Annotated in this window: 26 protein-coding genes and 1 tRNA gene; 10 read left to right on the plus strand and 17 right to left on the minus strand. The window is 62.0% G+C overall.

Features of this window, described 5'->3' with window-relative positions; translation table 11 throughout:
• Positions 1–52: 52 nt before the first annotated feature.
• Together clpS and clpA are read left to right on the plus strand one after the other, a co-directional pair.
• The gene (clpS, locus tag L6D80_RS11970) at positions 53–415 is read left to right on the plus strand and encodes an ATP-dependent Clp protease adapter ClpS (RefSeq protein ID WP_012315251.1); all 363 of its coding nucleotides are present in this window, start codon (positions 53–55) and stop codon (positions 413–415) included.
• A 30-nt stretch (positions 416–445) separates the two neighbouring features.
• Positions 446–2,716: an ATP-dependent Clp protease ATP-binding subunit ClpA gene (clpA, locus tag L6D80_RS11975; RefSeq protein ID WP_176513643.1), complete on the plus strand. Its 2,271-nt coding sequence runs from the start codon at positions 446–448 to the stop codon at positions 2,714–2,716.
• Positions 2,717–2,803: 87 nt separating this feature from the next.
• On the opposite strand, the gene infA is transcribed toward clpA, so the two are convergent.
• The 3 genes from infA to aat form a co-directional block, all read right to left on the minus strand.
• Complete coding sequence (infA, locus tag L6D80_RS11980; protein WP_002553999.1) at positions 2,804–3,022, minus strand: translation initiation factor IF-1; 219 nt, start codon at positions 3,020–3,022, stop codon at positions 2,804–2,806.
• A 102-nt stretch (positions 3,023–3,124) separates the two neighbouring features.
• Positions 3,125–3,832: an arginyltransferase gene (locus tag L6D80_RS11985; protein WP_008097741.1), complete on the minus strand. Its 708-nt coding sequence runs from the start codon at positions 3,830–3,832 to the stop codon at positions 3,125–3,127.
• Positions 3,833–3,888: 56 nt separating this feature from the next.
• A complete protein-coding gene (gene aat / locus L6D80_RS11990) occupies positions 3,889–4,569 on the minus strand; it encodes a leucyl/phenylalanyl-tRNA--protein transferase (RefSeq protein ID WP_176513642.1) in 681 nt (226 codons plus the stop codon).
• Between the two features lie 400 nt (positions 4,570–4,969).
• On the opposite strand from aat, the gene L6D80_RS11995 reads away from it, so the two are divergent.
• From L6D80_RS11995 to cysG, 6 genes are all read left to right on the plus strand, one after another.
• Positions 4,970–7,423: a DNA translocase FtsK gene (locus L6D80_RS11995; RefSeq protein ID WP_176513639.1), complete on the plus strand. Its 2,454-nt coding sequence runs from the start codon at positions 4,970–4,972 to the stop codon at positions 7,421–7,423.
• Positions 7,424–7,485: 62 nt separating this feature from the next.
• Positions 7,486–8,109 (plus strand): outer membrane lipoprotein periplasmic chaperone LolA, encoded by a 624-nt coding sequence (gene lolA / locus L6D80_RS12000; protein WP_054901634.1) that lies wholly within the window; start codon positions 7,486–7,488, stop codon positions 8,107–8,109.
• A gap of 12 nt (positions 8,110–8,121) precedes the next feature.
• Positions 8,122–9,447: a replication-associated recombination protein A gene (locus L6D80_RS12005; protein ID WP_176513636.1), complete on the plus strand. Its 1,326-nt coding sequence runs from the start codon at positions 8,122–8,124 to the stop codon at positions 9,445–9,447.
• Positions 9,444–9,818 carry a fluoride efflux transporter CrcB gene (gene crcB / locus L6D80_RS12010; protein WP_176513634.1) on the plus strand — a complete coding sequence of 125 codons (375 nt, stop codon included), beginning with the start codon at positions 9,444–9,446 and terminating at the stop codon, positions 9,816–9,818. The genes L6D80_RS12005 and crcB overlap by 4 nt, the downstream gene beginning before the upstream one ends.
• Positions 9,819–9,846: 28 nt before the next feature.
• Positions 9,847–11,127, plus strand: a complete 1,281-nt coding sequence (serS, locus tag L6D80_RS12015; protein ID WP_176513632.1) for a serine--tRNA ligase — start codon at positions 9,847–9,849, stop codon at positions 11,125–11,127.
• Positions 11,128–12,519, plus strand: a complete 1,392-nt coding sequence (cysG, locus tag L6D80_RS12020; RefSeq protein ID WP_054901630.1) for a siroheme synthase CysG — start codon at positions 11,128–11,130, stop codon at positions 12,517–12,519.
• Between the two features lie 33 nt (positions 12,520–12,552).
• On the opposite strand, the gene L6D80_RS12025 is transcribed toward cysG, so the two are convergent.
• The 8 genes from L6D80_RS12025 to L6D80_RS12060 all read right to left on the minus strand — a co-directional run bounded on the left by L6D80_RS12025 (position 12,553) and on the right by L6D80_RS12060 (position 18,313).
• On the minus strand, positions 12,553–13,512 hold the full coding sequence (locus tag L6D80_RS12025) for a glutathione S-transferase family protein (protein WP_176513630.1): 960 nt from the start codon (positions 13,510–13,512) through the stop codon (positions 12,553–12,555).
• 92 nt (positions 13,513–13,604) lie between these two features.
• Positions 13,605–14,609, minus strand: a complete 1,005-nt coding sequence (locus tag L6D80_RS12030; protein ID WP_176513628.1) for a glycosyl transferase family protein — start codon at positions 14,607–14,609, stop codon at positions 13,605–13,607.
• A complete protein-coding gene (locus tag L6D80_RS12035) occupies positions 14,606–14,941 on the minus strand; it encodes a TusE/DsrC/DsvC family sulfur relay protein (protein WP_054901627.1) in 336 nt (111 codons plus the stop codon). Before L6D80_RS12035 ends, L6D80_RS12030 begins: the two co-directional genes overlap by 4 nt.
• Positions 14,938–15,234: a sulfurtransferase complex subunit TusB gene (gene tusB, locus L6D80_RS12040; RefSeq protein ID WP_176513626.1), complete on the minus strand. Its 297-nt coding sequence runs from the start codon at positions 15,232–15,234 to the stop codon at positions 14,938–14,940. The genes L6D80_RS12035 and tusB overlap by 4 nt, the downstream gene beginning before the upstream one ends.
• The gene (tusC, locus tag L6D80_RS12045; protein ID WP_176513624.1) at positions 15,234–15,593 is read right to left on the minus strand and encodes a sulfurtransferase complex subunit TusC; all 360 of its coding nucleotides are present in this window, start codon (positions 15,591–15,593) and stop codon (positions 15,234–15,236) included. Before tusC ends, tusB begins: the two co-directional genes overlap by 1 nt.
• A 1-nt stretch (position 15,594) precedes the next feature.
• Positions 15,595–15,987, minus strand: a complete 393-nt coding sequence (tusD, locus tag L6D80_RS12050; protein WP_054901624.1) for a sulfurtransferase complex subunit TusD — start codon at positions 15,985–15,987, stop codon at positions 15,595–15,597.
• Positions 15,988–16,074: 87 nt separating this feature from the next.
• Positions 16,075–17,454, minus strand: a complete 1,380-nt coding sequence (locus L6D80_RS12055; RefSeq protein WP_176513622.1) for a nucleobase:cation symporter-2 family protein — start codon at positions 17,452–17,454, stop codon at positions 16,075–16,077.
• 187 nt (positions 17,455–17,641) lie between these two features.
• The gene (locus L6D80_RS12060) at positions 17,642–18,313 is read right to left on the minus strand and encodes a Bax inhibitor-1/YccA family protein (protein ID WP_176513620.1); all 672 of its coding nucleotides are present in this window, start codon (positions 18,311–18,313) and stop codon (positions 17,642–17,644) included.
• A 133-nt stretch (positions 18,314–18,446) separates the two neighbouring features.
• On the opposite strand from L6D80_RS12060, the gene L6D80_RS12065 reads away from it, so the two are divergent.
• Positions 18,447–18,534, plus strand: a tRNA-Ser gene (locus L6D80_RS12065).
• 222 nt (positions 18,535–18,756) lie between these two features.
• Here L6D80_RS12065 and L6D80_RS12070 read toward each other — a convergent pair.
• The 5 genes from L6D80_RS12070 to L6D80_RS12090 form a co-directional block, all read right to left on the minus strand.
• On the minus strand, positions 18,757–19,668 hold the full coding sequence (locus L6D80_RS12070) for an alpha/beta hydrolase (protein WP_176513618.1): 912 nt from the start codon (positions 19,666–19,668) through the stop codon (positions 18,757–18,759).
• A 236-nt stretch (positions 19,669–19,904) separates the two neighbouring features.
• Complete coding sequence (locus L6D80_RS12075; RefSeq protein WP_054903477.1) at positions 19,905–21,233, minus strand: MFS transporter; 1,329 nt, start codon at positions 21,231–21,233, stop codon at positions 19,905–19,907.
• 99 nt (positions 21,234–21,332) lie between these two features.
• The gene (locus L6D80_RS12080) at positions 21,333–22,232 is read right to left on the minus strand and encodes a glycine betaine ABC transporter substrate-binding protein (protein ID WP_054903476.1); all 900 of its coding nucleotides are present in this window, start codon (positions 22,230–22,232) and stop codon (positions 21,333–21,335) included.
• A 108-nt stretch (positions 22,233–22,340) separates the two neighbouring features.
• On the minus strand, positions 22,341–22,610 hold the full coding sequence (locus tag L6D80_RS12085) for a cupin domain-containing protein (protein WP_176513616.1): 270 nt from the start codon (positions 22,608–22,610) through the stop codon (positions 22,341–22,343).
• Positions 22,611–22,626: 16 nt separating this feature from the next.
• On the minus strand, positions 22,627–24,291 hold the full coding sequence (locus tag L6D80_RS12090; protein ID WP_176513614.1) for a choline dehydrogenase: 1,665 nt from the start codon (positions 24,289–24,291) through the stop codon (positions 22,627–22,629).
• A 210-nt stretch (positions 24,292–24,501) separates the two neighbouring features.
• Here L6D80_RS12090 and L6D80_RS12095 point away from each other — a divergent pair, with 210 nt between their 5' ends.
• The gene (locus L6D80_RS12095; protein ID WP_176513612.1) at positions 24,502–25,359 is read left to right on the plus strand and encodes a LysR substrate-binding domain-containing protein; all 858 of its coding nucleotides are present in this window, start codon (positions 24,502–24,504) and stop codon (positions 25,357–25,359) included.
• Between the two features lie 5 nt (positions 25,360–25,364).
• On the opposite strand, the gene L6D80_RS12100 is transcribed toward L6D80_RS12095, so the two are convergent.
• Positions 25,365–25,550, minus strand: a complete 186-nt coding sequence (locus tag L6D80_RS12100; RefSeq protein ID WP_176513611.1) for a hypothetical protein — start codon at positions 25,548–25,550, stop codon at positions 25,365–25,367.
• Positions 25,551–25,999: the final 449 nt, after the last annotated feature.

Raw genomic sequence — 25,999 nt, forward strand, 5'->3', positions numbered from 1 at the left:
CTATGCGGTCAACCCACAACCTTAACCTGTCGCTCATGATGAAATTCTTTCCATGCATGCACGTAGTGAGATTCGACTAACATTCAATCAGGATCGCCCGCAATCGAATGAGGACGATGGCTCAGGTCTTGCGGTTCAGGAAGCCAAGCCGATCCTGCAGGCGCCACCGATGTACAAGGTGGTTTTGTTCAACGATGACTACACGCCAATGGATTTCGTCGTCGAAGTGCTCGAGACGTTCTTCAGTCTGAACCGCGAGCTGGCGACCAAGATCATGCTGACCGTCCATACCGAGGGGCGGGCAGTGTGCGGATTGTTTACCCGTGACATCGCCGAAACAAAGGCCATGCAGGTCAACCAATACGCCAGGGAAAGCCAGCATCCGCTACTCTGTGAAATCGAGAAGGACGGTTAATCGCCGACCACTTGGGTATGAGGTGAAGCTATGTTAAACCGCGAGCTCGAAGTCACCCTCAATCTTGCCTTCAAGGAGGCCCGTTCGAAGCGTCATGAGTTCATGACCGTCGAACATCTGCTGCTGGCACTCCTTGACAATGAGGCTGCCGCGACCGTTCTGCGCGCCTGTGGCGCCAATCTCGACAAACTCAAGCACGACCTGCAAGAGTTCATCGATTCCACCACCCCCCTGATTCCGGTCAACGACGAAGACCGCGAAACCCAGCCGACCCTAGGCTTCCAGCGTGTGCTGCAGCGTGCCGTGTTCCACGTGCAAAGCTCCGGCAAACGTGAAGTGACCGGTGCCAATGTGCTGGTGGCGATCTTCAGCGAACAGGAAAGCCAGGCCGTGTTCCTGCTCAAGCAGCAAAGCGTGGCCCGTATCGACGTGGTCAACTACATTGCCCACGGCATTTCCAAGGTGCCAGGGCATGGTTCGCATGCCGAAAGCGACCAGGAAATGCAGGATGAGGAGGGTGGCGAGACCGCTTCCTCGAGCAATCCGCTGGATGCTTATGCCAGCAACCTGAACGAACTGGCCCGCGCCGGGCGGATCGACCCGCTGGTAGGGCGGGAGCAGGAGGTCGAGCGCGTTGCGCAGATCCTCGCTCGCCGGCGTAAGAACAACCCGTTGCTGGTGGGTGAGGCGGGTGTCGGCAAGACCGCCATCGCCGAGGGCCTGGCCAAGCGCATCGTTGATGGCCAAGTGCCTGACCTGCTGGCGCAAAGCGTGGTGTACTCCCTGGACCTTGGCGCGCTGCTGGCCGGCACCAAGTACCGCGGCGACTTCGAAAAACGTTTCAAGGCATTGCTTGGCGAGCTGCGCAAGCGCCCGCAGGCGATCCTGTTCATTGATGAAATCCATACCATCATCGGTGCCGGTGCGGCGTCGGGTGGGGTGATGGACGCGTCCAATCTGCTCAAGCCGTTGCTGTCGTCCGGCGAGATTCGCTGCATCGGCTCAACGACCTTCCAGGAGTTTCGCGGTATCTTCGAAAAAGACCGTGCCCTGGCGCGGCGCTTCCAGAAGGTCGACGTCAGCGAGCCCTCGGTGGAAGACACTGTGGGCATCCTGCGCGGCCTCAAGGGGCGTTTCGAGAGCCACCACAACATCGAGTACAGCGACGAGGCGCTGCGCGCCGCGGCCGAGCTGGCCTCGCGCTATATCAATGACCGCCACATGCCGGACAAGGCCATCGACGTTATCGACGAGGCCGGTGCTTACCAGCGCCTGCAGCCGGAGGCCAACCGGGTCAAGCGGATTGACGTGCCACAGGTCGAGGACATCGTCGCCAAGATTGCGCGGATTCCGCCTAAGCACGTCACCAGTTCCGACAAGGAACTGCTGCGCAACCTGGAGCGTGACCTGAAGCTGACCGTGTTCGGCCAGGACCAGGCCATCGATTCGCTGGCCACTGCGATCAAGCTGTCCCGCGCAGGCCTCAAGGCGCCGGATAAGCCCGTCGGTTCGTTCCTGTTCGCCGGCCCTACCGGGGTGGGCAAGACCGAGGCTGCACGGCAGCTGGCCAAGGCGCTGGGTGTTGAGCTGGTGCGTTTCGACATGTCCGAGTACATGGAGCGGCACACGGTATCGCGCCTGATTGGTGCGCCTCCTGGCTACGTCGGGTTCGACCAGGGCGGCCTGTTGACCGAGGCCATCACCAAGCAGCCGCATTGCGTGTTACTGCTCGACGAAATCGAGAAGGCCCACCCAGAAGTCTTCAACCTGCTGCTGCAGGTGATGGACCACGGTACGTTGACTGACAACAACGGGCGCAAGGCCGATTTCCGTAACGTGATCCTGATCATGACCACCAACGCGGGTGCTGAAACCGCAGCGCGGGCGTCGATCGGCTTCACTCATCAGGACCATGCGTCCGATGCCATGGAAGTCATTCGCAAGAGCTTCACGCCGGAGTTCCGCAACCGCCTGGATACCATCATCCAGTTCGGTCGCCTGAGCCACGAGACGATCAAGAGCATCGTCGACAAGTTCCTCATCGAGCTGCAGGCCCAGTTGGAAGACAAGCGTGTGCTGCTGGAAGTCAGCGATGCCGCTCGCGGCTGGCTGGCGGCGTCCGGCTACGATGTGCAGATGGGTGCTCGGCCGATGGCACGGCTTATCCAGGACAAGATCAAGCGGCCTTTGGCCGAGGAGATCCTGTTTGGCGAGCTGGCCGAGCATGGCGGTGTGGTACACATCGACCTGCGCGATGGCGAACTGGTGTTCGACTTCGAGACCACGGCTGAGGTTGCGTGACATAAGGGCCGCTTTGCGGCCCAGTCGCCGACAAATTGCCCCCACAAAAAAGCCCGGCACATGGCCGGGCTTTTTCATGGCTGGAGCTTAGCGCGCACGGTAAGTGATGCGGCCTTTGCTCAGGTCGTATGGCGTCAGTTCGACGCGGACCTTGTCGCCAGTGAGAATACGGATGTAGTTCTTGCGCATCTTTCCGGAGATGTGCGCGGTTACGACGTGCCCGTTTTCCAACTCCACGCGGAACATGGTGTTGGGCAGGGTGTCGACGACAGTACCTTCCATTTCGAAGCTGTCTTCTTTCGACATGCAGTTGAGCCCTCGGTGTCCAGTGTTGGCCCGACGCATAACCGCACCGGGCAAAAAAGTGGCGTGGATTATGCCGGAAAATAGTGTTTCAAGCCAATGCTTTCAGTTGAGGGTAACCCAGCGCTGGTTGATCAGCAGTTCGATGGGGCGGTACTGCGTCTTGTAGTTCATCTTCTTGCAGTTCTTTATCCAGTAACCGAGGTAGACCGCTTCCAGGTCTTGGCGCAAGGCCTCGGTAATCTGCCAGAGGATGGCAAAACGCCCCAGGCTGCGACGCTCTTCGTCTGGCTCGTAGAAGGTGTAGACCGCTGACAGGCCATTGGGTAGCAAATCGCAGACCGCCACCGCGAGCAGGCGGCCCGCCAGGCGAAACTCATAGAACCAGCAGAACGGCAGGTCGCGCACCAGAAAGGTGGAGAACTGATCGCGGCTGGGTGGGTACATGTCGCCATCGGCGTGGCGGGTTTCGATGTAGCGCCGGTACAGGTCGAAGTATTCTTCCTTGAAGGCCGGGCGCGCCGCTGTCACCGTGAGGTCGGCATTGCGTTTGAGGATGCGGCGCTGTTGGCGGTTGGGGATGAAGCGCGCAGCGGGGATGCGGGCGGGCACGCAGGCATTGCAGTTCTGGCAATGTGGGCGGTACAGATGGTCACCACTGCGCCGAAAGCCCATTTCCGAAAGGTCGGCGTACACATGCACGTCCATCGGCTGGCTGGGGTCGAGGAACAGCGTGGTCGCCTGCTCGTCCGGCAGGTAGCTGCAGGAGTGGGGCTGAGTGGCATAAAACTTCAAACGCGCCAACTCTGTCATGATCGACCCCTTGGGTGAGACTTTGCTTTAAGTGTAAGCCAGCTGGCAAAACTCGCCTAGGTCAGCCAGGTGGCGTTGTTGGGCTGTTCGAGGTAGCGGGCGAGGTAGTCGGCAAAGCTGGCGCGGCTGATGGCGCGGGCGCCCAGGCTGTGCAGGTGGTGCGTAGGCATCTGGCAGTCGATCAGCACGAAGCCTGCCTGGCGCAGGTGGTTGACCAGGGTCACGAAGCCTACCTTCGAGGCGTTGTCGGCGCGGCTGAACATCGATTCGCCAAAAAACAGCCGGCCCATGGCCAGGCCGTACAGGCCCCCGACCAGTTCGCCATCGTGGCGCACCTCCACTGAATGGGCGATGCCGCGCCGGTGCAACTCGCAGTAGGCATCGCGCATGGTATCGGTGATCCAGGTGCCGTCGGCATAGTCACGCGGAGCCGCGCAAGCGGTAATCACGGCCGGGAAGTCGGTGTCGAAGCTGACCTGGTAGCGGCCCTGGCGCATCAGCTTGGCCAGCGAGCGTGAAACATGCAGCTCGTCCGGGAACAGCACGGTGCGGGGATCGGGCGACCACCAGAGGATCGGTTGGCCGTCCTGGTACCAGGGGAAGCAGCCGTGGCGATAGGCCTGTACCAGGCGCTCAGGGCTCAGGTCGCCACCGGCAGCCAGCAGGCCGTTGGGGTCATGCAGGGCTTTTTCCAGGGGTGGGAAGGTCAGCGAGTCGCGGGTCAGCCAGGTGAGCATGGTCTATCGTGCGGTGGGGGAGGGGAGAGGGCAGCATGGCGTGGGTTAAATGCAGGGTCAATCTCTTTGGCCGCCAACGCAGCACTGCAACCTTGTATGTCAGCTTGCCGGTGGGCAGGGCCAGGCGGGCAAAGCGAAGGGCAATTTCGTACACATTCATTAGCCATTCGGCACCATCCAGCACATTTGCTGTCACACCTGTGCAAAAACACAGCATAAGCCTTTGTCACAAAAGAAAATGCGTGCTCAAATTGCACCATACGAAAGTCGCCCCCAGCCAAGCTCCATACGGCGTGCCGCCATGGCGGCTGGCGGGCAGTAATGTTAAAAGTAGTGGTTCATTGGCCCGACACCGGCCGATCACTACTGGACGCGCAGCACGCGCAGGAATAGACGCGTTTTGAAGAAATCCACCGCAACTCCAGCTCCTTTGCCTGTGCCCCTGTGGCGGCAGCAGCTGCATTACCGCCTCAAGGAAGGTGCGTTGATCGCTGTCGGCGCCCTGTGCCTGTACTTGTGGATGGCACTGCTGACCTACGACACCTCCGACCCAGGCTTCAGCCACACCAGCAACGTCGACCAGGTGCAGAACGCCGCCGGGCGCGCGGGTGCGTACTTTGCCGACATCCTGTTCATGGTGCTCGGTTACTTCGCCTATATCTTCCCGCTGTTGTTGGCGATCAAGACCTGGCAGATCTTCCGTGAGCGCCACCAGCCCTGGCAGTGGAGTGGCTGGCTGTTCTCCTGGCGCCTGATCGGCCTGGTGTTCCTGGTGCTGTCGGGCGCTGCGTTGGCGCATATCCATTTCCATCCGCCGGCAAGCCTGCCGTTTTCTGCGGGCGGGGCCTTGGGCGAGAGCCTCGGCGACCTGGCGCGCAACCTGCTGAACGTGCAGGGCAGCACGCTGATGTTCATCGCCCTGTTCCTCTTCGGCCTCACCGTGTTCACCGACTTGTCGTGGTTCAAGGTGATGGACATGACCGGCAAGATCACACTCGACCTGTTCGAGCTGGTGCAGGGCGCGGCCAACCGCTGGTGGGAAGCGCGCAATGAGCGCAAGCGCCTGGTGGCGCAGCTGCGCGAGGTGGACGAGCCGGCATTCGACGCAGCGCCCGTGACTGCCGAAAAGCGCGAGCCGGCCAAGCCGCAACTGCGCGAGCGCATCGTCGAGCGCGACGAAACACCAGCCCGGCCTGCTGCACCGCGTGAGCCGGTGGTACCCCGCGAGCCGGTGGTGCCCCGTGAGCAACCCGTGGCCCCGGTAATCATGCCGCCGGCGGCGCCGGCCAAGGCGCCGGAGGCGAGCAAGCGGGTGATGAAGGAAAAGCAGGCGCCACTGTTCGTCGATAGCGCCGTGGAAGGCACTCTGCCGTCGATTTCCATCCTCGACCCGGCCGAGCAGAAGAAGATCGAGTACTCGCCGGAATCCCTGGCCGGCGTTGGCCAACTGTTGGAAATCAAACTCAAGGAATTCGGCGTCGAGGTTTCGGTGGACTCAATTCACCCAGGCCCGGTGATTACCCGCTACGAAATCCAGCCTGCGGCCGGAGTCAAGGTCAGCCGTATCGCCAACCTGGCCAAGGACCTTGCCCGTTCGCTCGCGGTGACCAGCGTGCGGGTGGTCGAGGTCATTCCTGGCAAGACCACCGTGGGTATCGAGATCCCCAACGAAAACCGGCAGATGGTGCGTTTCTCCGAGGTGCTGTCGACGCCGCAGTACGACGAGCAGAAGTCGCCGGTTACCCTGGCCCTTGGCCATGACATCGGCGGCAAGCCGGTGATCACCGACCTGGCCAAGATGCCGCACCTGCTGGTGGCCGGTACCACGGGCTCGGGTAAGTCGGTGGGTGTGAACGCGATGATCCTGTCGATCCTGTTCAAGTCCGGCCCGGAAGACGCGCGACTGATCATGATCGACCCGAAAATGCTCGAATTGTCGATCTACGAAGGCATTCCGCACCTGCTGTGCCCGGTGGTCACTGACATGAAGGATGCTGCCAACGCGCTGCGTTGGAGCGTGGCCGAGATGGAGCGGCGCTACAAGCTGATGGCCGCCATGGGCGTGCGCAACCTGGCGGGCTTCAACCGCAAGATCAAGGATGCCCAGGAAGCCGGCGAGATCATCCACGATCCGCTGTACCGCCGCGAGAGCATGGATGACGAGCCGCCTGCGCTGAAAACCCTGCCTACCATCGTGGTGGTGGTCGATGAATTTGCCGATATGATGATGATCGTCGGCAAAAAGGTCGAAGAGCTGATTGCCCGTATCGCCCAGAAGGCACGGGCCGCCGGTATTCACCTGATCCTCGCTACCCAGCGCCCATCGGTGGATGTGATCACCGGCCTGATCAAGGCCAACATCCCGACCCGCATGGCATTCCAGGTATCGAGCAAGATCGACTCGCGCACCATCATCGACCAGGGAGGCGCCGAGCAGTTGCTTGGCCATGGTGACATGCTGTACATGCCGCCGGGTACCAGCCTGCCGATCCGCGTCCACGGCGCATTCGTTTCCGACGATGAAGTGCACCGGGTGGTTGAAGCCTGGAAGCTGCGCGGTGCGCCAGACTACAACGATGACATCCTCAACGGCGTCGAAGAGGCCGGCAGCGGCTTCGAGGGCGGCGGCGGCGGTGGCGACGAGGATTCGGAAAGCGACGCCCTGTATGATGAGGCGGTGCAATTCGTGCTGGAAAGCCGCCGTGCGTCGATTTCGGCCGTGCAGCGCAAGCTGAAGATCGGCTACAACCGCGCCGCTCGCATGATCGAGGCGATGGAGATGGCCGGCGTGGTTACCCCAATGAACAGCAACGGCTCCCGGGAAGTGATTGCCCCAGGCGGCCCACGCGACTGATCAACACCTCGCCGGGTGCCAACGGTGGCGCCCGGCTTCTTCAATGCACAAAGAGGATTAACATGCGCGCGATTCGCATGCTGTTGGTTTCTGCCCTGACCCTGGGTGCCATGTCGGCCAATGCCGGCGAACAGGACGTACAACGCCTGACCCAGTTGCTGGAGAAGTCGCAGACGATCGAGGCCAACTTCTCCCAGTTGACCCTGGACGCCGGCGGTACCAGCCTGCAGGAAACGTCTGGCAAGATGACGGTCAAACGCCCTGGCCTGTTTTACTGGCACACCAATGCCCCGCAGGAGCAGGTGGTGGTTTCCGACGGCAAGAACGTCACGTTGTGGGACCCTGACCTGGAGCAGGCGACCATCAAGAAGCTCGACGTACGCCTGAACCAGACCCCGGCACTGCTGCTGTCTGGTGACGTGTCGAAGATCAGCCAGAGCTTCGACATCACCTCCAAGGAGCAGGGTGACGTGATGGACTTCACCCTCAAGCCCAAGACCAAGGACACCTTGTTCGACTCGCTGCGTGTGTCGTTCCGCAAAGGCCTGATCAATGACATGCAACTGATCGACAGCGTTGGTCAGCGCACCAACATCCTGTTCAACGGCGTCAAAGCCAACCAGACGGTACCGGACAGCACGTTCAAGTTCGACATCCCCAAAGGCGCGGACGTCATCAAGGAGTAAGCAGAGCTCACCATGGACCTGTTTCGAAGCGAACCTGTTGCCCAGCCCCTGGCCGCCCGACTGCGCCCGTCCAACCTGGACGAGTATGTTGGCCAGGAGCACCTGCTGGCGCGCGGCAAACCGCTGCGTGAGGCGCTGGAGCAGGGTGCGCTGCATTCGATGATTTTCTGGGGGCCGCCGGGCGTGGGCAAAACCACGCTTGCGCGGCTGCTGGCGCAGTTTTGCGATGCACATTTCGAAACGGTGTCGGCGGTACTGGCCGGGGTCAAAGAGATCCGCCAGGCCGTCGAAGTGGCCAAGCAGCAGGCCGGCCAGTACGGCCGCCGCACCATCCTGTTCGTCGACGAGGTGCACCGCTTCAACAAGTCTCAGCAGGATGCCTTCCTGCCCTTCGTCGAGGACGGTACGCTGATCTTCATCGGCGCCACCACTGAAAACCCGTCTTTCGAGCTGAACAACGCCTTGCTCTCAAGGGCGCGGGTGTATGTGCTCAAGAGCCTCGACGAGCCGGCGCTGCGCAAGCTGGTGGACCGTGCGCTGACCGAAGAGCGCGGCTTGGGCAAGCGCAACCTGAGCGTGGGCGACGATGCTTTCAAGATGCTCATGGCTGCCGCCGACGGCGACGGCCGGCGCATGCTCAACTTCCTCGAAAATGCCTCGGACCTCGCTGAAGATGGCGGCGAGATCGGCGTCGATTTGTTGCAAAGCCTGCTCGGCGACAGCCGTCGGCGCTTCGACAAGGGCGGCGAGGCCTTTTACGACCAGATTTCCGCCTTGCACAAATCGGTGCGTGGCTCCAACCCAGATGCGGCGCTGTACTGGTTTGCGCGCATGCTCGACGGCGGCTGCGACCCGCTTTACATCGCCCGCCGCGTGGTGCGCATGGCCAGCGAGGATATCGGCAACGCCGACCCACGTGCGCTGAGCCTGTGCCTGGCGGCCTGGGATGTGCAGGAGCGCCTGGGCAGCCCTGAAGGCGAGTTGGCGGTGGCCCAGGCCATCACCTACATCGCCTGCGCGCCCAAGAGCAATGCCGTGTACATGGGGTTCAAGACGGCCCTGCGCGAGGCCGCCGAGCATGGGTCGCTGGAAGTGCCACTGCACCTGCGCAATGCCCCGACCAAGCTGATGAAGCAACTCGGCTACGGCGAGGAGTATCGCTATGCCCACGACGAGCCCGATGCCTATGCCGCCGGCGAAGACTACTTCCCCGAGCAGCTCGAGCCGCGTCAGTACTACCAGCCCGTGCCCCGTGGCCTGGAGCTGAAGATCGGCGAAAAACTGCGCCACCTGGCCGACCTCGACCGCACCAGCCCCCGTCAGCGGAGAAAGCCGTGATAGCACTCATCGCCGCCGTCAGTGCAGGCGGTATCGCAGGTACCTTGCTGCGCTTCGCCACTTCGAACTGGGTTGCAGCCCACTGGCCACGGCACTTCTATGTCGGTACGCTGGCAGTCAATCTGGTCGGCTGCCTGCTGATCGGCCTGCTCTACGGCCTGTTTCTGCACAAGCCACTGGTGCCGGTCGAACTGCGCGCAGGCCTGATCGTGGGCTTTCTTGGCGGCCTGACGACCTTTTCTTCCTTCTCGCTCGATACCGTGCGCCTGATGGAAAGCGGGCAATTGCCCCTTGCCTTGGGCTATACCGGTATCAGCGTGGTGGGCGGGCTTCTGGCCACCTGGGCCGGCCTGTCCCTGACCCGATTCTGAACCAACACCTACATAACGAGAGAACGATATGCTCGATTCCAAACTGTTACGCGGCCAACTTCAGGAAGTGGCGGAACGCCTGGCCTCCCGTGGCTTCAGCCTGGATGTCGCGCGCATCGAATCGCTGGAAGAGCGCCGCAAGGCGGTGCAGACCCGTACCGAGCAACTGCAGGCCGAACGTAACGCACGCTCCAAGTCGATCGGCCAGGCCAAGGCCAAGGGCGAGGATATCGTGCCCCTGATGGCCGACGTCGAGCGCATGGCCAATGAGCTGGCCGCCGGTAAAACCGAGCTGGACAGCATCCAGGCCGAGCTGGACGGCATCGTCCTGACCATCCCTAACCTGCCCGATGCCAGTGTGCCGGTTGGTGCCAGTGAAGATGACAACGTCGAAGTGCGCCGTTGGGGTACCCCGCGTGCGTTCGATTTCGAGGTCAAGGACCACGTCGCCCTGGGCGAGGTCAGCGGCGGCCTGAACTTCGAGGCTGCAGCCAAGCTGTCGGGCGCCCGTTTTGCCGTGCTGCGCGGCCCGGTCGCACGCCTGCACCGCGCCCTGGCGCAGTTCATGATCAACCTGCACACCGGCGAGCATGGTTACGAAGAGGCCTACACCCCTTACCTGGTGCAGGCTCCGGCACTGCAGGGCACTGGCCAGTTGCCAAAGTTCGAGGAAGACCTGTTCAAGATCAGCCGTGAAGGCGAGGCCGACTTCTACCTGATCCCGACTGCCGAGGTGTCGCTGACCAACCTGGTGGCCGGCGAGATCGTCGACGCCAAGGCACTGCCGATCAAGCTGGTTGCCCACACGCCGTGCTTCCGCAGCGAGGCCGGTGCTTCTGGCCGTGATACCCGCGGCATGATCCGCCAGCACCAGTTCGACAAGGTCGAGATGGTTCAGGTGGTTGAACCGTCCAAGTCCATGGAAGCCCTGGAAGGCCTGACCGCCAACGCCGAGCGCGTGCTGCAGGCCCTGGAGCTGCCCTACCGCGTGCTGGCCCTGTGCACCGGCGACATGGGCTTCAGCGCGGTAAAAACCTACGACCTGGAAGTGTGGGTACCGAGCCAGGACAAGTACCGCGAGATCAGCTCCTGCTCCAACTGCGGTGACTTCCAGGCGCGCCGCATGCAGGCCCGCTGGCGTAACCCGGAAACCGGCAAGCCGGAGCTGGTCCACACCCTCAATGGCTCCGGTCTGGCAGTGGGCCGCACGTTGGTGGCTGTACTGGAAAACTACCAGCAGGCCGACGGTTCGATCCGTGTGCCAGAAGTGCTCAAGCCTTACATGGGCGGCGTCGAGGTTATCCGCTAAATGGATTACCTGCCGCTGTTCCACAAGCTGCAGGGCGCCCGTGTACTGGTCGTCGGCGGCGGCGAGATCGCGTTGCGCAAAGCTCGCTTGCTGGCCGATGCCGGCGCCGCGCTGCGGGTGGTGGCGCCGGATGTCGATGGCCAACTTGCCGCGCTGGCCCGTGAAGGCGGCGGTGAGGTGCTGGTGCGTGGCTATCAGGCAGCCGACCTGGTCGGTTGCCGTCTGGTCATCGCGGCTACCGATGATTCCGCGCTCAACGCCCAGGTGTCGGCCGACGCGCAGGCACTGTGCGTGCCGGTCAATGTGGTGGATGCACCCGCCTTGTGCACAGTGATCTTCCCGGCGATCGTCGACCGTTCACCTTTGGTAGTGGCAGTGTCCAGTGGCGGTGACGCCCCGGTGCTGGCGCGGTTGATCCGCGCCAAGCTGGAGGCCTGGATCCCGTCTGCCTACGGTGAACTAGCGGGGCTCGCTGCGCGGTTTCGCGACAAGGTCAAAACGTTGTATCCGGACGTCAACCAGCGCCGGGGTTTCTGGGAAACCGTATTCCAGGGCCCGATCGCCGAGCGCCAGTTGGCCGGGCAGGGTGCCGAGGCCGAGCGGCTGTTGCAGGCCATGGTCGAAGGCGCCCCGGTGCAGCAGGGCGGCGAGGTGTATTTGGTAGGGGCAGGCCCGGGTGATCCGGATTTGCTGACCTTCCGGGCCTTGCGCCTGATGCAGCAAGCCGACGTGGTGCTGTACGACCGCCTGGTGGCCCCGGCGATCATCGAGATGTGCCGGCGCGATGCCGAACGCATCTACGTGGGCAAGCGGCGCGCCGACCACGCCGTGCCTCAGGACCAGATCAACCGCTTGCTGGTCGATCTGGCCCGGCAGGGCAAGCGCGTACTGCGCCTCAAAGGTGGTGACCCGTTCATTTTCGGCCGAGGTGGCGAAGAGATCGAAGAACTGGCCGAGCAGGGTATCCCGTTCCAGGTGGTGCCGGGCATCACAGCGGCCAGCGGTTGCTCAGCCTACGGCGGCATCCCGCTGACCCACCGGGATTATGCCCAGTCGGTACGTTTCGTCACGGGGCATCTCAAGGACGGTACCAGCAACCTGCCCTGGAACGACTTGGTTGCGCCGGCGCAGACGCTGGTGTTCTACATGGGGCTGGTAGGCTTGCCGACCATCTGCGCCGAACTGATTCGCCATGGCCGCGCGGCCAGCACCCCGGCGGCGCTGGTGCAGCAGGGGACCACGCGCAATCAGCGGGTGTTTACCGGTACCCTGGCCGACCTGCCAGCGTTGGTCGCCCGGCACGAAGTGCATGCGCCGACCTTGGTGATCGTCGGGGAGGTGGTGCAGTTGCGCGAAAAGCTGGCCTGGTTTGAAGGGTCGCAGCAGGACTGAGAGAGCCGGGGCTGCCCAGCAGCCCCGACCCTCTCAAGCCTGCCAGATACCTTTGCCCACCAATCGCTCCCGGTCGTGCGTCAGGCCAAAGTCCCGCAACGGTCCCTTGGGCACGATCCCGTTCGGATTGATGCGCTTGTGGCTCATGTAATAGTGCTTCTGGATGTGCTCCATGTTTACCGTTTGCGCCACACCCGGCCACTGGTACAGCTCACGCAACCAGTTCGACAGGTTGGGATAATCGGTCAAGCGGCGCAAGTTGCACTTGAAATGACCGTGGTACACTGCATCGAAGCGCACCAGGGTGGTGAACAGGCGCACATCGGCTTCTGTCAGGTACTCACCCGCCAGATAGCGTTGGCGGCTCAGTAGGGCTTCCAGATACTCCAGCTCGTTGAACACTTCGTCGAACGCGGCCTCGTAGGCCCCTTGCGTTGTGGCAAAGCCTGCGCGGTACACCCCGTTGTTCACGGCCGGGTAGATGCGCGCATTGAGGGCGTCGATGGTGGGGCGCAGCGGCTCGGGGTACAGGTCCAGGTGGTTGCCGGTCAGCCCGTCAAAGGCGCTGTTGAAGATGCGGATGATTTCTGACGATTCATTGTTGACGATGCGCTTCGTGTGCTTGTCCCACAATACGGGCACTGTGACGCGGCCGGTGTAGTGGGGGTCATCCTGGGTATAGCGCTGGTGCAGAAACGCAAGCCCATCGAGTGCGTCGCCGGTGGAGCCGTTTTGCGGGTCGAAGGTCCAGCCGTTCTCCTGCATCAGCCAGCTGACTACCGATACAGTAATCAGCGGCTCCAGGCCTTTGAGGGCCCGGACAATCAGCGTGCGGTGAGCCCATGGGCAGGCCAGTGACACATAAAGGTGGTAGCGATCGGCCTGCGGAGCGGGCAGTGGGTTGCGGCGCTGTGCACGCTCGCGCTGGAACGCACCATCCTTGGCATTTTCGTACCACTGGTCGTGCCAACGGCCGTCGATCAAAAGGCCCATGATGAGCTCCTCGGAACAAAAAGGTTTGTCGTTGGAGCCCAGTTTAGGAGATAACGTTCGAACAACTAGCGCAAAGACTGCGCCTGAGTGATCTACTTTTTCGATTGGTTTCGGGCGCGCCAGTAGTCACGGGCGGTCGCGAATGCTTCTTCGCGGCCCTGGCCCAAGCCACGCAGCGCCAGGGCCATGGTCGCCACTATGGCCATCTCCCCATAGCTGTCTTCGGCCTCGCCGCGCCACACTGCCACCAACTGCTCTGGCTGCAAGCTCGCCGGCTTCACATGGCGACGCTCACTGAGCGCTGGCCATTCCTCGTCCCAGGCTTCGCCTGCACGTGTGCCGTACAGATGGCTGATCACATCGGGGTTGACCTCGATTTCGCCGCCGTCACCCTTGATCACCACGGCCTGGTCGCCCAGCAAGCGGCTAGCTTCGCGGTGTACGGCCTGATAGCCAGGGTGGAAGATGCTCTGCAGGCCGCAGCGGGCGCTGAGCGGGTTGAGCACACGGGCCAGTGAATGGATGGGGGAGCGCAAGCCCAGGGTGTTGCGCAGGTCGATCATGCGTTGCAATTGCGGCGCCCAGTCCTGCAGCGGGAAGAATGCCAGCCGCTGTTGGTCCAGGGCTTGGCCGACTGCGGCCCAATCACGGCACAACGCAATGTCCAGCAGGGCCAGCAGTTGCTCGGTGTACATGCGCCCGGTCGTATGGGCGCCGCCGCCGTGCATCAGGATACGCACGCCGTTGTTGGCCAGGCACTTTGCTGCCAGCAGGTACCAAGGCAGGTGGCGTTTTTTGCCGGCGTAGCTCGGCCAGTCAATGTCCACGGCGATAGGGGGCGCCTGAAGGTGCGCGCGCACCGCTTCGGTGAACCCTGCCAACTCGTCGGCGCTTTCTTCCTTGTGCCGCAACAGCATCAGAAAGGCCCCCAGTTGAGTGTCTTCGACACGACCTTCCAGCAGCAGGGTCATCGCCGCACGGGCTTCCTCGCGGCTCAGGCCGCGGGCGCCGCGCTTGCCTTTGCCAAGGATGCGCACGAATTCGGCAAACGGGTGTTCGGCGGGGGTTTGCAGGGTAAGTGGACGAGGTTCTGTCATATGCAATTGGTCGGCTTGGGCAGGCCCGCCAGCTTGGCGGCAAGTTTGGCGGGGGTGCCGTTGAACAGACGGTTGAGGTGTGGGCTGTTGCCTTTTTCCGGGCCCAGTTTGAGCGCGGTGTACTTGATGAGTGGGCGCGTGGCCGGTGACAACTGGTACTCCTGGTAGAACGCGCGCAGCAGTTCGAGAATTTCCCAGTGCTCGGCTGACAGCACAATGTTTTCACGTGTGGCCAGCGCCTCGGCCACAGCATGGGACCAGTCTTGCAGGTCGACCAGAAAGCCGTCCTTGTCCAGCGCAATCGCCTGGTTGCCTAGGGTCAGGGTGTTCATAGCCAACTGTTGACCTTGTCGTAGTGCAGTGACAGCGCGACGAACGCCTGGTAATCCACGGTCGTGGCCAGCTCGCTGGTGATGGCACGTGCTTGCAGGTCTTCATCCAGCGCGAACAGCCGCTGGCCCAGGCCTGCGTCGCGCAGCAGACGCTGTGGCTCGCTACCGTCGCGCAGGGCATACACCGCATCGCCGCACAGCAGCACGCCATCCTCATCGCCGAGCAGGCGCAGGCAACTGTGCAGGCGGTCGTCGCCGAAGGGGGAATGGGATATCACATGCAAAGTCGGCATCAGAGCGTCATCACTTGGTCGAAACGGGCAATCAGCGCGGCGAGGGCGGGATCGTCCAGCACCTCTACCGGCAGTTCCAGGCTGTCGGCAGCCAGCCCGCGCATGGCCAGGCTGTGCTGGCAGGCGAACAGCGCTTCTACGCCGAACATCGGCAGTGCCTGCAGGTTGGCGGCGAGGTTCTTTTGTTGCACGGCAGCGGGGTGCTGGCCCGACGCAAGCTGGAACACGCCGTCATCGAGAAACAGCATGGCCAGCGGCAGGTCGAACGCTCCGCCGCCCAAGGCGATGTCTAGCGCCTCGCGGGCCGATGGGCCACGCCACGGAGCCTGACGGCTGATGATCAACATGGACTTGGCCATTTTAATCGCCTCCAAAGCAGACCAGGCGGTCGGCGAGCTGTGCCGCCTCATGTAACTGGCCCAGGCCAGACAGCTCCCAAGGCTTGGGCAGGTTCACCGCTGGGCGCTGGTAGCGGTTGGCTTCTGCCTCGTCGAGGACGCCACGGCGCAAGGCTGCCGCGATGCACACCACCGCGTCGAGCTGATGGGCCTCGATGAAGGCCCGCCATTGGGCTGCCACATCCAGCTCATCCTGGGGCGACACGATGTTGGCCGAGGCGCTGTGAACGCCGTCCTGGTAGAAGAACAGCCGGGCAATCTCATGCCCGCCAGCCAGCGCCGCCTCGGCGAAGCGCAGGGCGCGCCGCGAGGAAGGCGCATGGGCCGGGGAAAAAACCGCGAGGGCGAATTTCATGGGCAACTCGTACAAAGGAATGCGGCCATGATAAAGCAAAAAGCCCGCGCGGGTGGGCGCGGGCTTTGCGGTTGAAGCAACGGCCTGTCAGGCGTGTTCCTTGCTCTCTGGCAGGAACCAGTTCAACACCAGGGCGCAGATGCCGCCGGTGGCGACACCTGACTCCAGCACGTTGCGGATGGCTGCCGGCATATGGGCAAGGAACTCCGGTACCTGGGCTACACCCAGGCCGAGGGCCAGGGATACCGCGATGATCAACAGGGCCCGGCGATCCAGGCGGGTGCTGGCAAGGATGTTGATGCCGGACGCAGCAACCGCACCGAACATGACCATGGCCGCGCCACCGAGTACCGGCTCTGGCACCGCTTGAATCACACCGGCAACAGCCGGGAACAACCCCAGCAAGATGAGCATCACCGCAATCCAGAGGCCAATGTGGCGGCTGGCGATTCCCGTCAACTGAATCACACCGTTATTTTGGGCAAAGATGGAGCTGGGGAAGGTGTTGAACAGGCCGGCCAGCAGCGAGTTGGCGCCGTTGACCAGCACCCCGCCCTTGATCCGTTGCATCCACACCGGGCCTTCGACCGGCTGGCGTGAGACCTTGCTGGTGGCAGTGACATCTCCAATGGCCTCCAGGGACGTGACCAGGTAGATCACCAGCATCGGGATGAACAGCGCCGACGAGAAGCCCAGGCCGAAATGCAGGGGCGTCGGGACCTGGAACAGCGCCGCTTCATGCATGCCGGTGAAGTCCAGGCGGCCGAGGTAACCGGCCAGGGCATAGCCCACAGCGAGCGCGATAACGATGGCGCAGCTGCGCATCCAGACTACGGGGATGCGGTTGAGGATAACGATGATTGCCAGCACCACGCCCGACAGCAGCAGGTTTTCGCCATTGGCGAAGGTACCGTTTGCCATGGCGCCGAAGCCGCCGCCCATGCTGATCAGGCCGACCTTGATCAGGGTCAGGCCGATCATCAGCACGACGATGCCGGTCACCAGTGGGGTAATCAGGCGCTTCACGAAGGGCAGGATGCGCGACACCCCCATCTCGACGAAGGAGCCTGCAATCACCACGCCGAAGATCGCCGCCATCACACCTTCCACCGGCGTACCCTGCTTGACCATCAGTGCCCCGCCGGCAATCAGCGGCCCGACGAAGTTGAAGCTGGTGCCCTGCACGATCAGCAGCCCCGCGCCAAACGGCCCAAAGCGCTTGCACTGGACAAAGGTCGCGATACCGGAGATGACCAGCGACATCGATACGATCAGGTTGGTGTCTCGCGCAGAAACCCCCAGTGCCTGGCAAATCAGCAGGCCGGGGGTAACGATCGGCACGATGATCGCCAACAGATGTTGCAGTGCCGCCAGCAGGCCGATCAGCAGCCGTGGCTTGTCTTCAAGGCCAAGCACCAGTTCATTGGCAGGCGCCGACGCGCCTGGGCTGTGTTCTTGTGAGCTCATCGGTGAAGCTGCCCCGGAAGAAAAAAGGAGCGCATTCTACGGCCAGAAACGTGATAGGGGTAGGGGCAAGCATGATACCCGCATGATCGCGGGCTGTTCGGTGAACAAGCTGACTTTTAAGTCAGTTTGCAGGCACGAAAAAGCCCGCCGAAGCGGGCTTTCGTCACGTGCGCTCAAACCATCGCAATCAGTCGTCGCGGCCCATGATGCCGAACAGCTGCAGCAGGCTGATGAACAGGTTGTAGATCGATACATACAGGCTGATGGTGGCCATGATGTAGTTACGCTCGCCGCCATGGATGATGGCGCTGGTCTGGAACAGGATGCAGACCGACGAGAACAGCACGAAGCCAGCGCTGATCGCCAGTTGCAGGCCGCTGATCTGGAAGAAGAAGCTCGCGACCACGGCACCCAGTAGCACGAAGAAACCAGCGGTGATGAAACCGCTGAGGAAGCTCATGTCCTTGCGGGAGATCAGCACATAGGCCGACAGCCCGCCGAACACCAAGGCCGTCATGGCGAAGGCCGAGCTGACCACTTCGGCGCCGCCGCTCATGCCCAGGTAGCGGTTGAGGATCGGGCCTAGGATGAAGCCCATGAAACCGGTGAGTGCGAAGGTGGAGACCAGGCCCCAGACCGAATCACGCAGCTTGGCGGTGAGGAAGAACAGGCCATAGAAGCCGATCAGCACGACGAACACGTTCGGGTAGCCGACACGCATCTGTTGGGCAACGAAGGCCATGACACCGCTGAAGGCGAGGGTGAGTGCCAGCAGGCTGTAGGTGTTGCGCAGGACTTTGCTGACCTCGCGCTGCTCGACCTGTTGGCCGTTGTGTACGGCGTAATCCTGTTCGCGCATGGCGACACTCCTTGGTAAACCTGTGGTTTTGAAACATTCAGATGCTAGGAGTCTATCAGAGCTCCTGCAACCGGCGACATAGAGAGTTTGACAGCGTGTTTCATTACGGTATTATGGCGCCGCAAAACGAGCTGGAAGCGTGGCCGAGTGGTTTAAGGCAACGGTCTTGAAAACCGTCGATGGGCAACTATCCTAGAGTTCGAATCTCTACGCTTCCGCCATATTCAAAGCCCTGATTATTCAGGGCTTTTTGCGTTTTTGGGGCAGGAAAATCAACAGTGGCGGGGCTCGCCTAGGCCGTGACGACTGTAGTAGCACGTATTCTTGACGCCCAGCTTTCTCGTCTAGGCCTTCTGCCTGGCGCGATTATCCGCAAAGCACTTCACCACCCCGATTGTTCCTCAGCCATCGCGGACACCTCCCAAGCCGCTGCGTGCCTGGGTTCATCGCCCAACGCGTCGCAACCACGCTTCATAATGCGCAGGCCATTCAACAGTCGGGGTTCCGGGCCTCCCCATCCCAAACCCATGCCCGCCGGTTGAATAGCGATGCATTTCGACTGGCACATGTTCGCGCTCACAAGCCGCCGCCATGATCAGCGTATTCTGCGGATCGGATATAGGGTCATCTTCGGCCTGCACCAGGAACATGGGCGGTGTGTGGCGATTGACCCCTGGCTGCACCGACCATTTGCGCTCTTCTTCCGGCGACGCCGCTTTCCCCAGCAGAACATGGTAGGTGGAGGTGTGTGTGTAAGGCGCCTCCAGGGTGATGATCGGGTAGATCAGCGCCGCTCCATCGGCATAAGCCGGGGACGCGTCAAGGGCGTCTTGTGCGGGGTAGGATTGCAGGTCAGGCCGTGTAGCCGCCATCCCTAGCAGATGCCCGCCCGCAGAAAACCCAAGGACGCTTACCTGTGGATGACGGCTACGTACGATGCGCAAAGCACGTTGAGCATCCTGCAGCGCGACCAGGCTGGCGTCTTGCCAGCTCTCGGACGGCAAGCGGTAAACAAGTACATACGCCGTGTACCCCCGTGCCGTTAACCAATGAGCGGCAGGTAGGGCTTCTGTGCCGATTTCGATTCTTTTGTACCCACCCCCGGCGGCGATCAGCACCGCCTTGCCATTGGACATGGTCGGTTTGAAAACAAGCAATGATGGCCGTGAGATGTGACGAAATGCGCCCTTGTTGCTGACCTCTTCGGCTCCAGTCGGCCCTCCATTTCCGTGTGGCAGGTTGTTCCACAAAGGCAACCTGGCATCCTCTTGAGTCAATGCATTCGCATTCACCGTGCTGAACCGTACGGCGAGCAATGCGGCTGCGGTGCCCATACAAAACTGCCGACGCTTCACGGTGATAGGTTCCTGGACGGTGAGTCACGTAGTGGCAGCGCGTTGCCTGACGCGTTGCACCTGAGCGTCGCACTCTACAGGCATTGGTTACGGCCGGCAGTAGCGCCGGTCGGCGCCAGCGCAGATTTCATACAGCCGCGCGGCAACTTTCATCGGTCACGGTCCTGCCATCACGCTGAACAACGACACCTTGCACGCTGTAGTGCAAGGCTCGCCTGTGATCGGCAGCCACCGTTTCATTTCAGTGCTGCCGCCTGTTGCAGATCGAGCAACCGGGTTTCCGGTGCCAGCAGCCAGGATACCAGCAGCCCCAGCAGGGTGATCAGCGCCGCGGCGTAAAGGGTCTGCGCCACGCCCAGGCTTTCCAGCGAGGCCGGCACTAGATAGGTGCCGGCCGCAGCGCCTATCCGCGAGAACGAGGTGCCTACGCCCACGGCCACGGCGCGCATCTCGGTGGGGAACAGCTCGTTTGGGTAGACCAGTGTCAGCACCTGAGCGCCGCCGATGAACAGCGAGTACAGCGAGAACAGCAACAAAATGACCGGGCCGGTGCCGTCCGGGTAGGTGCCGAGCCCGAGCAACGCCAGGCCAGACAGCAAGAAGCTGTAGATCAGCATGGGGCGTCGGCCCACGTGGTTGACCAGCCAGGTCGCGATCAGGCAACCGAGCACGAAAAACAACGTGATTGCCACCGAGCCTAGCGAGCCCATGTCACCGCTGAGTCTGAGGGCCTCGAGCACTTTCGGGGCGAACGCGTAAACGGCGAACACCGGCACGATCGAACACGTCCAGAACACCACCACGAAGAACAAGCGTTTGGCATAGCCGCTGCGCAGCAGGCGGTACAGTGAAAGGCGCTGTTGCGGGGTTTGTTCGGGGAGGTTGGCCAGGGAAAACGATGGCCCATACGTCCGTCGGATAACCTGCTCGGCCTGGGCGGTCCGGCCTTTGCTGAGCAACCAGCGTGGCGATTCCGGGGTGCCCAGGCGCACCAGAAGCAGTAACGCCCCCAGCACCGCGCCACTGATCAAGGCCAACCGCCAGGCATCCGCGCTGGCGCTGCGCAAAAGCAGTTCGCCAACGATATAGGCGCACGCCGCGCCCACGAACCACATCAGGGCCAGGGCCGCCAGGCGAGGGCCGCGATGGCGGCGTGGCAAAAACTCCACCAGCACCGACGTGGCTACCGGGTACTCGATGCCCACCGCAATGCCGATCAACAAACGCAGGGCGAACAGCACCTCGGCGGACGCCACCCAGTAGTGCGCCAAGGACGCGACCAGGAAGATCGTCGGGCCAACGAACAGGATGCGTCGGCGTCCAAGGCGGTCGGTCAGCCAGCCGCCCAACAGGCCGCCGAAAAAGATGCCGATCAATGCCGAGGCGGCCACCAGCCCTTCCCAGAAGCTGTCCAGGTACAAGGCGGATGACAACTGCACCATCACCACACCAATGATGCTCAATACATAGCCGTCGACGAACGAACCACCCCAGGCGCAGGCCGTGAGTTTCTGGTGAAAGCCACGCAGGGGCACATCCTCGATCGATATACAGGAACGGGTCATCGTTGTTTCCTTGAGCGCTGCCCCGTGTCTGGGGGGCAGGCAGGGGAAGATACCGCCCGGCGTCAACGGCGGGCGGCCCGGGAGGGAAGGGGCTCAGGGTTATTGAGCGACGGCGGTCTGCGTGTTATCGAACATGGCTTTGAAGCGGTCCTTGTGCGCGGCGTAGTAGTCGGCTACCGCCTGGTCGGCAGAGGACTCGCGGGCCTGCTTCATCAGGCTTTCCAGGTCGCTGGTGGGCAGTTTGAAGTTGGCGAAGAAGTGCGCCACTTGCGGGAAGTCCTGGGTAAAACCCTTGCGTGCCACGGCATGGATCTGTTCGGCGCGGCCGTAGGATTGTTTCGGGTCGTCCAGGTAGCGCAGCGACCAGGTGGAAAACATCCAGTGCGGGCTCCAGGCGTTGAGCAGCGCCCAGTTGCCGCGCTTTAGCGAACGGTCGAACTCGTTGAGCATGCCGGTTTCGGAGGAGGCGACGAGCTTGTAGCCATCGAGCTTGTAGTCGGCGATGGCGCGTGTGGCGGTTTTGTATTGGCCGTTGCCAACTTCAGAGGTAAGGATGCGGCCGCCGAACTTCTCCCGGACTTCTGGCTTGTTCAGGTCTTCGATACTGGCCACTTCGCTTTCCGGGATGCTGGTGGGGACGGCCAGGCCCAGGCGGCCTTCATAAAGCACGCCGAGGTCTTCGAGCTTGCTCTGGTAACGGTCCCAGAAAGGCTTGTGGCTGTAGGTCAGCCAGGCCATGGGAATCATGTCGACCTTGCCAGTGGCCATGGCCTGGAACTGGATGCCGATGTCGGCCATGACCAGTTTGACCGGTTGCTTGAGCTGGTCTTGCAAGGCCGTGGTGGCCAGTTTCACGGTAATTTCGGCGTCGGCCCAGTTGACCCAGCCGATCACGACGGGGCGGGTTTCCTCGGCCTGGGCCAGGCTGGCAGCGGCAGCGACGATCAAGGCGCTGAGCCAGCGGCCGGCGGGGTGCACACGGGTAGGTTTTGCGGTCATCGGGCATCTCCATTCTTTTACTTGGTTTTGGCAGATTGACGATGGGTCGCCCCGGCGATTGTTATTGGGATTGCCGAGGTCGGGAGTTGCAACAGGTTCTGTAACGGGTCAGCGGTACTGGTAGCGGTTGGTGATGGCCGCCGAGATCGCCCACACCGCGTGGACGCCTTTGTCGATGGTGACACGGCTGCCGGGAGCAATGGCCACCGGGGCATTGCCGCTGCTGTGAATGACAGCGTTGCCTTGTTGCACCACGAACTCTACGTCCTGCTCGTAGTGGTATTCGAACCGGTCGGTTTCACCGCTTTCCCAGAGCGCCCAGGTCTGGCATTGGAGGCGCTCTTGCTCGTTGGCCGGGCGGTGCGTGATGTGTGTCATGGAGGCTCCTCGCAGGTCAGGCCGAAGCCTTGTGAAGTGTCGGTAAGGCGCACTGGCTGTGGTAAGGCAGCGCTTCGCGGGGCAGGGCGGGTTTGCCCAGCAGCAGATCACTGGCCTTTTCGGCGAGCATGATGGTGGCGGCGTTGATGTTGGCACTGGGCACGGACGGGAACACCGATGCATCGATCACCCGCAGCATGTCGACCCCCCTGACTCGCAGTTGGCTGTCCACCACCGCCAGTGCGTCGTTGGCGTCGCCCATGCGGCACGTGCCGCACGGGTGGTAGGCGCTGGCGGCATCTTCGCGGATGAAATCGTCCATTGCCTTGCCGCCACGCACCTGCACCCCTGGGGTGTCTTCGCGGTGGTTGAAGCGCTTGAGCGCGGGCTGCTCGGCGAAAGCCAGGCCCAGGCGCATGGCTTCGCGCATCACCCGCCAGTCTTCTTCGGTGGCCATGTAGTTGGGGTCTATGCGCAGCGGGTCGGACACCTTGGCGCTACGCAGGCGTACCGTGCCGCGGCTGGTCGGGCGCATGGGGCCGACGCCGATGCGGTAGCCGTAGGTGGTGGGGGCCGGGATCCAGTTCTTGTCGAAGAACACCGGGAAGAAGTGAAACTGGATATCCGGGTGAGGTGTGGTTGGCGCGCTGTTGAGAAACGCCCCAACGTGGCACTGGTTTACCGCAGCCACACCTTTTTTGAGGCCGAACCACTGCACACCAGCCCACAGCATGCGGTGCGGTTGCAGCTCCTTGTTGAGCGAGACTGGCGCTTTGACTTCGACCTGGATGTGGCATTCCAGGTGGTCCTGAAGGTTTTCGCCAACCCCAGGCAGGTTCACATGGCAGGCGATGCCGTGTTCACGCAGGTGGGCAGCCGGGCCGATGCCAGAGAGCATCAGCAACTGGGCAGAGCCAAATACACCACAGCACAGCAGTGTTTCGCGGCGGGCTGTCACATCGATGAGCCGGCCGTTGTACAGCACGCGAGCCCCCTTGGCACGGGTGCCCTGCAGGTTGATCTGCTGGACCTCGCAACCCAGCCAGATGGTCAAGTTGGGCTGGGCACCGAGGGAATGCAGGTAGCCGTAGGCGGCGCTGTTGCGCACACCGTCGCGCACGCTCATTTCAAAACGCGACACGCCCTCCTGACGGTAGCCATTGACGTCATCGGTCAGGGCAAAGCCTGCCTGCTGACCCGCCTCGAGAAACGCCGCGTTCAGTGGGCTCAGCCGTTCCTGGCGTTGCGCCCGGATCGGCCCTGCGTGGCCGCGGTGGGGGCTGTCGATGACGCTGGACTCGATCTTCTTGAAGTAAGGGGCGCAGTCGGCCCAGCCCCAGCCCTGGGCGCCTTCATGCTCCCAGCGGTCGTAATCCATGGGGTGGCCGCGCAGCCAGGTCATGCCATTGATCGATGACGATCCGCCCAGCACTCGGCCACGAGGCTGCTGGATGCGCCGGTTGTTCAAGTGCGCCTGGGCTTCTGTGTAGTACCACCAATTGTACTTGGAGGTTGGTTTGAAGGCTGAGCGCAGGCCAGCCGGCATGCGGATGATCCAGGACTTGTCCGAAGGGCCGACCTCCAGCAGCAGGACCTGGTGGCCCGCATCGGCCAGCCGGCGCGCCAGCACACAGCCTGCGGAGCCAGCGCCCGCGATGACATAATCGTATTCAGCCTGCATTTCTTGCTCTCCAGTACACCAGGCAACTCACCGTGGGTAACCGCGAATCTATCCAAGCCACTGGCGGCTGAAAATTGAATAAAAAATAAGCGCGGCTTAAAAAAAACTTAAGCGTTCCCGACGCGGGCCCGCAGCACCTTCAAATTGACAGGGCCTTGCCCGGCTTGCCTAATGAGTGCATCTCGATGCCCACTTTCTGGGGATGCCCGCGTGCGCCACTTGGACCTGTCACTGTTGCATAGCTTCAAGACCATTGCCGAGTGCGGCAGCCTGGCCCAGGCATCGGTACGCCTGCACAAAACCCAGGCAGCCGTCAGCATCCAGTTGAAAAAGCTCGAGGACCTTGTGGGCAAGCGCCTGATCGACCGCGGCAACCAGCAGGCCCGGCTGACCAGTCACGGTGAGCAGTTGCTTCAGTACGCACGCAAGATGCTGGCGCTGAGCGACGAGGCCATGGCGTTGTTCATCGAGCAGCAAGTCAGCGGGACCGTGCGCTTCGGCATTCCGGACGACTACGCCAGCGCGTTTCTATCGCCGGTGCTGCAACAGTTCACCGCCTTGTACCCCAAGGCCCGGGTAAAGATTCGCAACGACATCAGCCAGCACCTGTTCACTGCCTTGGAGCAGGGGGAACTGGACCTGGCCTTGCTGACACAACGCAGCGGTGATGGGCAGGGCGAGATCTGGCGCTGCGACCAACTGCACTGGGTGGCAGCCGCACATTACCAGGCACAGCCCACTGCGCCGCTTCCTCTGGCCCTGTATCCACATGGTTGCGGGTATCGGCGGCAAATTCTCGCCGCCTTGAGCAACAACCAGCGCGATTATGAAATTGCTTTCGAGTGCACAGGAGTTACGGGTGTGCACTTGGCAGTGGACAGCGGCCTGGCCATTGCTGCAACGTCCAACCCATTGATCCAGCCTGGCTGGCGGGTGCTGGACGAAGAGGACGACGCGTTGCCAACGTTGGGCAATGTCATGATCGAGCTGCGTTTCGGTGCCAATGAAGCCAGTCCGGCGACCTGTTATTTCGCGGATGAGTTACGTAGGCAGGTCATGGACAGGTAGCGTGGTTACTGCAACGTAGGGGGCCTCACGGCGTCAGGCAGCGCTGCTATCACCGCCTCTATCTGTGCGATCTTGCAGGCCATCCGTTGCGCTTCCTCACGCTTGCCCTGCGTTGTAAAACGGTCCCGTTCCTTGCGCAATTCAAGCAGGTTTTTTTGCAACGCCAGGGCAGAGGTAGTGAACTGATCCATGGTTCTCTCATGCTGAAGGCATCCGTGCCATTGTAGGAAACGTGGACCGTAACAGCTCGATATTCCTGCGAAAACTGAGGTTTCATACAGGAAATACTCTCAGCATGTTTTCCTCCTACGGCACACGGAAAAACATCCTACAAATTTGAGATTCCGCTGTTTCTTTTCATGTAAGGCAAACCTTCGCCTGATGCCCGGGTTTGCTGAGTGCTGAGCCCGTCGGCCAGCCTCATCAGATGAGTGAACTGACACCGAACCCTAGGCTTCGCCTGGAAATTTTCTGTAGCAAATACGCATACCGGGGCACGCTCAGTGCTGCCTGCTCAAGTTTTTTGAACACTACAAAAAAATCGCACTAAACGCCTCTGACGGTCATTTGTATTCATTTTGTTGCACTTACACTCCATTTAATTTCGATTATTTTCAGCTCGCCAGCGCTCTAAGCTGCT

The sequence above is a fragment of the Pseudomonas ceruminis genome, from assembly GCF_021602025.1.
Classification (GTDB): Bacteria; Pseudomonadota; Gammaproteobacteria; order Pseudomonadales; family Pseudomonadaceae; genus Aquipseudomonas; species Aquipseudomonas ceruminis.